Genomic DNA, 11365 nt, shown 5'->3' on the forward strand with positions numbered 1-11365 from the left:
ACAAACTGCAATTTTGGAATTCCCAACTACCTAGAAAGTATTAGCATTTAACATTTGTTAACTCAGTTTTGGGTTTCGTAACTGATTTTCGCGCCTTCCACTACGAGATTTTTGTTTTGACGCGGGGTGTGCGTCTTCACCTTGGGATTTGCGTTCTCGGCACGGGATTTGCGGCGTCAACACGAGATTTGCGTCATCGATTCGGGATTTGCGTCATCGAACACAGGATTTGCGCCGTCAGCTCGGGATTTGCGCCCTCGACACGGGATTTGCGTCCTCGGCCAGGGATTTGCGCCATCTGCAAGGGATTTGCGTCCCCGACACAAGATTTGCGCCGTGCACACCAGATTTGCGTTCTCGACTCGGATTTGCGTTCTCGACTCGGGATTTGCGCCATCGATTCGGGATTTGCGCCATCGATTCGGGATTTGCGTCATCGGCCAGGGATTTGCGTCCTCGACACGGGATTTGCGCCGTGCACACCAGATTTGCGTTCTCGACTCGGATTTGCGTTCTCGACTCGGGATTTGCGCCATCGATTCGGGATTTGCGCCATCGATTCGGGATTTGCGTCATCGGCCAGGGATTTGCGTCCTCGACACGGGATTTGCGTCCTCGGCCAGGGATTTGCTGTCCCCGGCACGAGATTTGCGCCGTGCACACCAGATTTGCGTCCTCGGCACGAGATTTGCGTCCCCGACTCGGGATTTGCGCCATCGGCCAGGGATTTGCGTCCCCGGCACGAGATTTGCGCCGTGCACACCAGATTTGCGTCATCGGCACGAGATTTGCGTCCCCGACTCGGGATTTGCGCCGTCGTCACCAGATTTGCGTCATCGATTCGGGATTTGCGTCATCGAACACAGGATTTGCGCCGTCAGCTCGGGATTTTTGCGCCGTGCACACCAGATTTGCGTCATCGGCCAGGGATTTGCGTCCCCGACTCGGGATTTGCGCCGTCAAACACAAGAATTGCGCCGTTTACACGAAATTTGCGTTCTCGGCAAGGATTTGCATTCTGACGAATATTTCCTTTTTTGTTGTTAAATACTAGTTGAAAGAAATTGTAACTTTTGTGGAGATAGGTGGAGGTATGTTTAGAAAGAAGAAACTGACTAAGTCTGTGGAACATTATGACACACAAGAAAAAACCATTGAAGAAGTTTTTGAAAAAGCAAAAAAATCGAGTGATTTTTTAACATTTTCACCTATTGAAAAAAAACATTCCTTACAAGTGAGTTTTTTTTCAACATTAATAGATAAAAAACTATTACAACAGTTTATCTTACCCTATTTACAACCAGCTACTGAGATAAAACAACTCTCGGATTTGAGAAGCATTATTCCAAATGTTGATATTAAAATCTCAAAGGATCCTAACGAAATTGAAAAGTCATTTCATCAAGGAGTAATTGCTCTCTATTTCAAAAATAAACTGGATGAGTTTGCATTAATTAATATAGGTGATTCAAGATTAGGTCAACGAGAAACAAATGATACACAAAATGAATTTAGTGTGCTTGGCCCAAAGGTTGGGTTTATTGAAGATATTGATACCAATCTTCATATGCTAAGAGAGCATCTAGATACACCAGACTTAATTATTGAAGAATTTGTGGTTGGAACGAGAAGTCAAACGAAAGTTATTATCGCATATTTAGACGGCGTGACGAATCCTGAGTTTGTCACAACGGCAAAACAAAGGTTACAAGATCTCGATGTAGATGTTGTATTTGATAATACTCAACTTGAACAATTTATTTCTGATCATTCAAGAACTCCTTTTCCATTATTTGTATCGACAGAGAGATTAGACCGAACGGTAGCTTCTCTTTTAATAGGACAAGTTGTACTGCTTAGCGACAAATCCTCCTATGCCGTAATAGGACCCGTAAGCCTTATGGATTTTTTTTCAAATCCAGAAGATTTCTATCTTCCTTCTGTGGTGGCATCTTTTTTTAAATTAATTCGGATATTTGGAATGTTATTTTCTATTTTTGCTACTTCTTTTTATGTAGCCATTTTAACCTTCCACTTCGAGGTTATCCCGAAGGATTTACTTGGTCCACTTATTAACTCAAGGGCAAATGTTCCCTTTCCCCCTGTTCTTGAAGTTTTATTCCTGGAAGTAACGATTGATCTATTGAGAGAAGCAGGTGCGCGCCTGCCAACAAAAATTGGTCAAACACTAGGAATTGTGGGTGGAATTGTTATTGGACAAGCAACTGTTGAAGCAGCACTAACAAGTAATATTTTATTAATAATAGTCGCCCTTTCGGCATTAGCTTCTTTTACTACACCTATTTATAAAATGTCGAATGCTGTTAGATTATTGCGATATCCTTTTATCATTCTTGCAGCTATTTGGGGCGGGTTAGGGATCTATGTAGGCGTCCTATTTATTATCGGACATTTATTAAGACTAAAATCATTGGGAGCACCATATATGGCTCCTCTCTATCCATATAGAAAAGGGTTGGCACTCGGTTCCTTTATAAGACCTAATTTTACAAATCTCAGCAAACGACCAAGTATCGTTCGGCCTTTACATAAAAAAAGGTATAATCCATCTACAAATAAAAATCCAGAGGAAGGGCTAGATTCAGAATAAAAACACGTGCAAAGGAAAGCGAAGATTGTATGGGTAAATGGAGAAAAGGTTTAATCGTTATCATGTTATTGCTTATTATCATAAGCTTAGTAGGCTGTGCGAGAACGAAGTATGTCGATAAATTGAGTATTATCCATGTCTTTGGTTTTGATAAAGATGAGGAGGGGAATATAATTGGAACCGCATTATTCCCAGAATACACCAAAAGTAAATCGAGTGATAATAGTCAATTTATTGAACAAAAAACAGACGCAGTTGGTCTACAAAGGCCAAAAATGTCCACACACACTGTTATGCCAGTTGCACTATCAAAAATTAATGTAATAGTATTCGGTAATGATTTTGCAAAATCTGGAGTAAGTGATGTCATAGAACGTCTGCTTTTGACACCACAAATCGCCACTAATATACAGATTGCCGTTTCTACCCAGAGTGCTAAAGAAACGCTTAAAGTCCTACAAAAAACCGATTTAACTTTAGATGATAAAATTAAGCAAAATATGACAGGTCAACAAATACCAAGAACGAACCTACATGTATACTTAAACCACTTATACGGTGAAGGAGTAGATCCCTATGTACCTATGCTGACCATTGACGAAAATAATAAGATTCAGGTAGATAGGGTTGGTATATTTAAAGACGATAAACTTAAACTTCACTTGAATGACACAGAAACGTTTATTTTCTCAATTCTAGAGGATGAGCGTACTCAAGGAGTTTATGAAATTGTATTAGATGAGGAAAGTCGAAAAGATGTCATTATCGTTCAAGGATTTCGAAGTAAGAGTAAATGGGATTGGGTAAAAGAAGAGCAGCAATTAAACCTTACCTTACATCTAACCTGGTCAATTATGCACCATCCAGACAGGTTTAATTTAGAAAATCCACAAGATCTCGAGACGATAAAAAGAATGATTAAAAAAAATATAAGTAAAGACATTGACGAACTGTTAAATACGTTCAAAGAAAATGGGGTTGATCCACTTGGTATTGGCAATATCGTTCGTTCCCAGGACCGAAATTGGGATCAAAAATCGTTTTATGATCAACAATACCCTTCCCTTCCAATCAATATAAATTTAGATTTAGAAATCATACATTCTGGCCTTCAGGGCTAGACTAGGATGGTCAATTATGAACAGTCAGATTAGTGAAAATAAACAAGTCTCCCCCTATTTCTTGTTCTTTTTAATTCATGGCTCCCAAACGAGCATGACAATGTTACGGTTTCAAGGGGATGTGAGTAAGGGAGCTGGTAGTGAAGCGTGGATGCCCATACTTGCTCTGGGTTTAAGCTTTCATCTTTTCTTTTTAATGATACTCTATATCTTAAAACAGTCTACTGCAGGAGATATTCTATCGTATCATAAAGAATTGGTTGGAAAGAAACTAGGAGGAGTTTTAAATCTAATATTGGCGTGTTATTTTACTTTATCTGCAGTAGCGGTAGTATATGATTATATTGATGCACTCCAAGTTTGGGTATTCGATGGAATACCTAGCTGGGAGTATGCTCTACTAATTGGGATTCTCATTTATTATCTCGTCTCAGGAGGATTCCGAGTTATTACAGGGATTGCATTTTGGGGTGTGGTGATTCCAGCTACTTTATTAATTTCATTCTTTTATATCGTTAACTATTTAGAGGTTTCATATCTTCAACCACTTTTCGATCATAGTATGAAAGACTATTTTATTTCTGGAAAAGAAGCAATCCCATTGTTTGTAGGTTTTGAAACTGTTCTTGTCTATTTTCCTTTCATTAAAAATGGAAAAAAGGCGAGCAAATGGGGGCATTTGGGTTTATTGGCAACAACACTTTTGTATATGTTAGTTACACTTATTACATTTATGTTCTTTATCCAAGGTAAGATCACACACTTAACATGGCCTACTTTAACAATGATCAAAATCATACAGTTTCCATTTCTTGAGCGCTTTGAGTTTATATTCATCTTCACTTTTCTATTAGTGATTATGCCAGTTATGTGCATCTATCTATGGTCAGCTGTTCGAGCAGTTAAAGTTACGTTTCCAAAATTTAAACCGACGTATATTCTGCTCTTTTTATTAGCTATTAAAATAATTGTAAATAGTCGATTCATTGATCTCTTTTACACCCACCTTATTAAAGAACTGGTTACCTATAGTAGCACTGCTTTCATGTTTGGCTATATCCCACTTCTATTTATCATCAGTCTCATTCGTCAATTTATCAAAAAAAATAAGTCCGCATAGAAACACAAAGAGAAAGCTCAACCTGGACAAGGTTGAGCTTTGAGCTTTCTCTCACGGACCTATTTGAACATACTCATCTACTATAAGATTAAAACCAATCCCCGTATCCGATCTTTCTTAAGTGCTTCGCAGAAATATCAAGACTTTCAATTGGGTCTCTACCGTATGTATTATCTTGTTCGATTATGAAGTATTCTGCCCCATACTTCAGTCCAGCGTCCATGATTGCTTTAATATCTAAATTTCCTTCTCCTAATTCTGCAAACTCAATATTATGATGAACATTTTGGACGTAAGATGCACGATCTGTTATTTTGCTGAAGTCGATTTCTCCAACACGATAATCTTTAATATGTAGTAATCCTAATCTACCAGCATACCCCTCCATAAATTTCACAGGCTCAATTCCTGCTCGTGCTACCCAATGCACATCGATTTCAAAGCCAAGCTTTGTCGTATTATTTTTTATGATGTCTAGTAAATACTCTCCATCATATTTTTGGAATTCAATATGGTGGTTATGGAAATAGTAATGAATTCCCTCTTGTTCAAGTCTATTTGTGAAGGTTTCTAATTTATCGATAAACTCCATGATTTTTCCTTTGTCTCCAAGAATCTCAACTGGAATCATACCGATTCGTAAATACTTGCTATTTAATGTTTTACAATCGTCTACAATTTTGTCAAAATGATCGGTTAAGTTCTCATTTGTTGTTCCAGGTTTTGCTTCAATTGGTGCAGATAATGCTGCGATTTCAATATTAAAATCCTCTGAAGCTCTTTTGATTTCAGCTACATTTTCAACGGTCATTGGAATTTGAGATACTTCTACTGCACGATATCCGAGCTCGTGTAGCTTTTTCATTGTTTCATAGACACCAATTTCAGCAACCGTGGATTTAACTGTCATCATTTGAACTGCGATTTTACCTTTTTTCATCTTCCAAAAAACCTCCTCTTTATTTGTTTCAACCTGTTGTTCGATTATCATTGTGAGCAACTCATTGAGGATAATCTCGCCCGCTTTTAAATAGTAAAGGGGGTTACTAGATTCTATTGTTTTACTAAGTGATTTTTCTTTTCTTCTTCAATCTTTTTGTTCAATTCCGTTAAGTAGAGTTCTTCATCAAGTGGAAGTTCAACCTCTTTACCTAACCAACTAGAAAGATGAATAGCATTCGCTAATGCAACACCATGTATTCCATCACGACCTGGTGCTATTAATGGAGTTCCATCTAAAATATTAGCTGCAAAGTTTTCGAGAATCGTACAATGCTGGACACCCCATACACTTTGGAACTCAATAACTTCTTCTTCATAAATTTGCTCTGTGCCATTACTTTTCACAAGTTTGGTTAATTCTCCCATGCCAAGGGTAGCGCTCATTTCTTGCTCTGATTTATGCAGTCTTCTTACCGTCAACTTTCTACTATCGTCAACAATAATTTTCCCGTTATCTCCTAAGATCTCAAAACGATCAGTACCTAACACATCGTGGGTGCAAGTTGCAAAGAATCCTGTTGCACCATTCTCATATTCGAATATTGCTTTTACATCATCTTCAACTGCAATATTACGTTTAAAGCCATATTTTAAATTTGAGAATACTTTCTTAGGCATTCCACAAATCCACTGGATTAGATCAATTTGGTGTGGTGCTTGATTCACAAGAACTCCGCCACCTTCACCTTCCCAAGTCGCTCTCCAAGCACTTTGGTCATAATATCCTTGTGGTCTCCACCATGTTGTAATAATCCAATTTGAACTCCGAATTTCACCAATTTCTCCATCATCAATAATTTGTTTTACCTTTTGGTAAAGTGGATTCGTTCGTTGATTGAAGAAAACAGCAAATGTTAATTCAGGTTTGGTTGCTGCGAATTCATTCAATTCCTTAACTTGTTTTGTGTATACGCCTGCTGGTTTTTCAACAAGTACATGGATGTCACGTTCTAATGCGTCCATCGCAATCTTTGGATGGAGATAATGAGGAACTGTTGTTACAACTGCATCAACATCACCACTTTCTAACATGTCAATATAATTTGAGTAAAAAGGCACACCTGGATAATTCTCATTGACATATTCCTGTTGGGACGAATCAATATCGCTAAACGCTCCAATCACCATATTCTTCACTTTTCCCTCTTTTACAAATCGGGCATAGTTTTTCCCTTGCACCCCAACGCCAATAATTCCTAATCTGACTTGTTTCATCATCTATCTCTCCTCCCTTATGGCCATATCAAAAAAATACCGCACTAAACCCTTAGATGATTTCAATTATATGAAATCGTTTACTTTTTTTCTGTTCCAAAAAAAAGGTTTAACAATCGCTTCAAGTTTAGCACTAGTCTTCATAAATGACCATGTCGTAACTTTAGATGGGTTGTCATTTTTTTAGAAAATGACGTTACCTCTGTTTATTCACATGCACTCTTGTCTAGTACTATTAGATTAGAAATCAATCATAAAAGCATTTTTTAGGTCTTGTTCTCTAGGAATTGCTGGTTATACTTCCGTAAGATACACGATATAATGAATTTGGAGCAAAAATATTAGGTTGGAAGGGGAAGTTAACTTGTTAAAAAAATTCGCAGCAGATGCTTTAGGTTTATCTGATATCGGAAAAATTATTGGTCCTGAAGATTATGATAAAACGGACGCGGATGATTACATAAGACATGAGGACAACGAGAAGATTTATTTCTTAATTAAGACAAAAGCAGACGAGTACTGCTTTACCAATATTGCATTCATTCATGTCGATGGTGCGAATGCGGTTTCGTCTAAGAGGATGTTAAAACGATATCCATATTCACAGCATAAAATTTCGAATGTCTTTCTTGAGACGGCTGGTAGAGTCGACTTAGATATTGAAATTAAATTCACTCTCGGAAACCAAGCATTTAGTATTGATGTAGATAAAAGACAAATTGATAAATTAAATGATTTATATAAAGCACTCGTTTATATTTCTGAGGTCATTCACGAAAATAGTATTATGTATGATATGGCGGTCACTAGCTTAGATAAAGCTGTATCTGTCTTACACAATTCAAGAACATCAGATGTTACCCTTTCTGACGAATACAAACATTTAACGGAATATGGCTTCTCTTGGCTCTCATCAGCGCGTGAACAATACCTCCAAAAAGATTTTGGCGAGGTCTTTGAAAAGTATATTAATAATTAATAAAGCAAGGCATCCAACTAGTCACGTTTAAATGACTGTTGGATGCCCTTTTTGAATTACATTTCGCACTCAACCACTGCTACTCACGTAATTTAATATGCCTTAGACACTTCAACTCGAAATGTCTTTCCATTCTCGGTAAAATAGAGATGGACACCATGATCTTGATCATCCATGAAGAAAGAAACATATTTACTTTCATCTTTACGATTTGGCGTAAGTAGCGTAACAATGCGATGTCGGTTAGACTTTTTACTTGTTGCTTCTAGGTGCCATTCTTTCGGCAACCCTTCAATCTCTGCTGGGTCTACATCTTTATATTCATTGGTTTGACTTATCGATAAATCACCAGAAGAACTATAGATAAAGCGTCCTTCAAGATTCGCTTTGTCACCCTTAATTCTAAACACCTGATCCTCAATCTCATATTTATGCAAGGAATGTAGAAGCCAATTAACCCTACCTGGTTGTTTTAAATTAATATAATCTACGATTACAAAATACGACTGATTAACAAAATAGATTTCTCGCTCGAATTTTTCCAAATAAGGTACCGTTTCAGAATAAGCTTTTGTTGCATCTTCTCGGACAAAGCTATATTCATCGGTAGACCCGACCTCAAGAATCTTACCTTCTGCTTGTTTATTAAGAATTTTATTAGAATCGGCGTATTGGCCAATGCCATCAATAAGAATCGTATTATGAGATTGGGTTTGTCTTCTCCACTTTTTGTGCATGGAACTAAAAAATCCTACATAATGACCTGATTTAATGACAAGTGGTTCACCATAGGCATGAATGAGAAAACTATTTTGATCTCCATGACTATGACTTAAGGATCCATATGGACTACTTTTTGTTAACAACATAATATGGTCATTCGGCTGGTCCATTTTATGATGAAATGCTACCCATCCTATATCTTTAAACCACTTCACATTGTCAATATTTGAAGGTGGAATTGCCTTAACTTCAGGATAGTCATGTAAATATACCATGTCATCAAATGGAAAGTCCCACCAACCATAATTATAAAACTTTGTATCAGCCTCTGTATCCCAGGCTTTTACCTGTTCATAATACCATTGATACCAACCGTTATTTGTAATACCAGCAAACTGACGAATGTTAAAGGCAGTTTTCAAACCTGGACGTTCACCTAGGTTCGACTGATCACCAAAACTTGCTCGTCGTGTATCTTGGCTATAACAATATAAAGGAAAATCCCCTGTTTTTTGAAAAAATGGACGTTGATAGAAATCAAGTTTCATATATTTTTTAATCAAGTTTAATGCATCGATAAGGTAAGCCATACCAGTCGTCCAGTACATTCCACCTTCGGCCCATCCACCATCTTTTCCTCCCCAAGGCGTGTAGAGACAAGCGTAGTATTCGAGTGTATAATCTAGCCAATCTTTTGCCTCTTCTACTTCATTTAGTAACGCGATGGAGCATGGTATAAGAACCGAAGATAAAGAGCGGACAGCATGACTATCATATGGGACTTGATGAATCTTTGAACGTTTAACGACATGCTCAGCAACTTGTTCCGTTCTTCTTCTAAGAGAATGTCGGACTAAGCCTTTTTCCTCTGCCGTTAAATGATCATATAACCAATCATATCCCCAAGCCAAAGCAGCAACTACTCGGAAAGCGCATTCATCGTTATAGTCACGTGAAGTCGTGCCTTCTGTATCCCATTTTGATACATGGATTAACCATTCTTTCGCACGATTTAAGATGACAGCATCTTCTAGGATGACACCCGCTACACTTAAATGACGAATTGCATATAGTGTTTCCTGACAATCCAAATACATTTGTCTCCAAAGTTTTGTAACACGTTTGTTTTCAGGATATGGGCTTGGTTCAGGGATAAAATCTCTTTCAAGCCAAGGTTTTACGGATTTTTTATAAAAAACATTCCAATTGCAATGTGAAGGATTATTCTTTATTTCTTGCTTAAATGTTTCAAGCTCTTCTGGACCTAACCATAATCTAGGATGTGCAAGATTTACCTTTTCATAACGTTCTTCCCTACTTGGAAGTGGTGTTTCTGTTGCATTTTCAGGTACACTAAAACTTCTTACCTCACTCCAAGCATCAGTTGCTGTACTAGTATTAGGTTGTTCAAGTGAGTATCTCCAATAATATGTACCTGGTTTCATTACTTGATTAGGAGTGTAAAAATTGTATGGGATATTGTGAATCGTTACTGTTTGCTCTGGTAAAAATTCTTCACTCGTTGAGATTTGTAAACAATATTGATCATTTTCTAATTGTACTGGCATCCACGTAAAACGTGGGGGATTTTCTATAATATCTGTGTTTTCATCTGGTGCATATTTTACATCTAAAACCCCACTAATCGGTTGATAGATAGACCGCATCAAATCTCCCCCTTTTTGACTTGGGTTCTTTTTACTTCATAAACACTCCACCATTAATTTCAATTGTTTCTCCTGTAATAAAGGAAGCAAAGTCTGAAGCTAAGAAAGCGACAGCACCGTTAATATCTTGCGGAACTCCTCCACGACCTAATGGAATTTTACTAACTGCTGCTTTCCTTCCTTCTTCCGTATTAAATACAGTGTGAAATTTTGTTTGATCAATAAATCCAGGAGAAATGGCATTTACTCGGATTCCAAAAGGAGCAAGTTCTTTTGCCAAACCTTTTGTAAATGTTAAGATTGCCCCTTTTGAGGTTGCATAAGGTACAGCACCTGGTCCGCCTCCATCATGGGCTGCAAGTGAACTAAGATTTATAATAGAACCTGACCCTTTATCTTTCATTCCTGGAAGGACAGCTTTACTTACGAAAACTGCAGAAGTAACATTGACATCCATTACTTTCTTCCATAAATCTGCTGTCATCTCTGCAATTGGTCGTCTCTCTACTAAGTTACCAGCATTATTTATTAAAATATCAACTTTCCCCAATTTGTCTTCAACTTCGTTCACTAGAGATTCGATTTGAGCAAGGTCAGTAACATCTGCTTGAATCATAATTGCTTTTCCACCTTGTTCTTCTATTAATTTTACAGTCTCTTCTGCACCTCTTTTATTTGTTAAATAATTCACTGCTACTTTTGCTCCATTCGATGCTAATTCAAGAGCAACCGATTGACCAATCCCCCCACTAGCCCCCGTTACTAATGCTACCTTTCCATTTAAGTTGATTTCCAAGTCTATACCTCCTACATTTGTAATTTAGTTGATTAAATAAATCGTATCATTTTGACCATATCGGTCCTCGGTATTATTTTAGTGATTGTTGGCTTTTTTTTAGATGCAAAATAAAACAAATAAAGGACTTT

8 protein-coding genes are annotated in these 11365 nt (G+C 37.5%); 4 read left to right on the forward strand and 4 right to left on the reverse strand.

The window, feature by feature from the left end; translation table 11 throughout:
• Positions 1-1093: 1093 nt before the first annotated feature.
• From ACWPVE_RS04935 to ACWPVE_RS04945, 3 genes are read left to right on the forward strand one after another with little or no spacing between them, the layout of a single operon-like run.
• Complete coding sequence (locus ACWPVE_RS04935) at positions 1094-2611, forward strand: spore germination protein (RefSeq protein WP_453991230.1); 1518 nt, start codon at positions 1094-1096, stop codon at positions 2609-2611.
• Positions 2612-2640: 29 nt separating this feature from the next.
• Positions 2641-3732 (forward strand): Ger(x)C family spore germination protein, encoded by a 1092-nt coding sequence (locus ACWPVE_RS04940; RefSeq protein ID WP_453991232.1) that lies wholly within the window; start codon positions 2641-2643, stop codon positions 3730-3732.
• 16 nt (positions 3733-3748) lie between these two features.
• Positions 3749-4852: a GerAB/ArcD/ProY family transporter gene (locus ACWPVE_RS04945; RefSeq protein WP_453991234.1), complete on the forward strand. Its 1104-nt coding sequence runs from the start codon at positions 3749-3751 to the stop codon at positions 4850-4852.
• A gap of 88 nt (positions 4853-4940) precedes the next feature.
• Here the strand turns inward: ACWPVE_RS04945 and ACWPVE_RS04950 are convergent, their stop codons facing one another.
• Together ACWPVE_RS04950 and ACWPVE_RS04955 are read right to left on the reverse strand one after the other, a co-directional pair.
• A complete protein-coding gene (locus ACWPVE_RS04950) occupies positions 4941-5792 on the reverse strand; it encodes a sugar phosphate isomerase/epimerase family protein (RefSeq protein WP_453991236.1) in 852 nt (283 codons plus the stop codon).
• Between the two features lie 113 nt (positions 5793-5905).
• Positions 5906-7069 (reverse strand): Gfo/Idh/MocA family protein, encoded by a 1164-nt coding sequence (locus ACWPVE_RS04955; protein ID WP_453997366.1) that lies wholly within the window; start codon positions 7067-7069, stop codon positions 5906-5908.
• A 364-nt stretch (positions 7070-7433) separates the two neighbouring features.
• Here ACWPVE_RS04955 and ACWPVE_RS04960 point away from each other — a divergent pair, with 364 nt between their 5' ends.
• Entirely contained in the window at positions 7434-8048 is a 615-nt protein-coding gene (locus tag ACWPVE_RS04960; RefSeq protein ID WP_453991238.1) for a PH domain-containing protein, read from the forward strand.
• 92 nt (positions 8049-8140) lie between these two features.
• On the opposite strand, the gene ACWPVE_RS04965 is transcribed toward ACWPVE_RS04960, so the two are convergent.
• Positions 8141-10438: a DUF4962 domain-containing protein gene (locus ACWPVE_RS04965; RefSeq protein ID WP_453991240.1), complete on the reverse strand. Its 2298-nt coding sequence runs from the start codon at positions 10436-10438 to the stop codon at positions 8141-8143.
• Positions 10439-10469: 31 nt separating this feature from the next.
• Entirely contained in the window at positions 10470-11234 is a 765-nt protein-coding gene (locus ACWPVE_RS04970) for an SDR family NAD(P)-dependent oxidoreductase (RefSeq protein ID WP_453991242.1), read from the reverse strand.
• Positions 11235-11365: the final 131 nt, after the last annotated feature.

The organism is Bacillus nitroreducens (assembly GCF_964021195.1).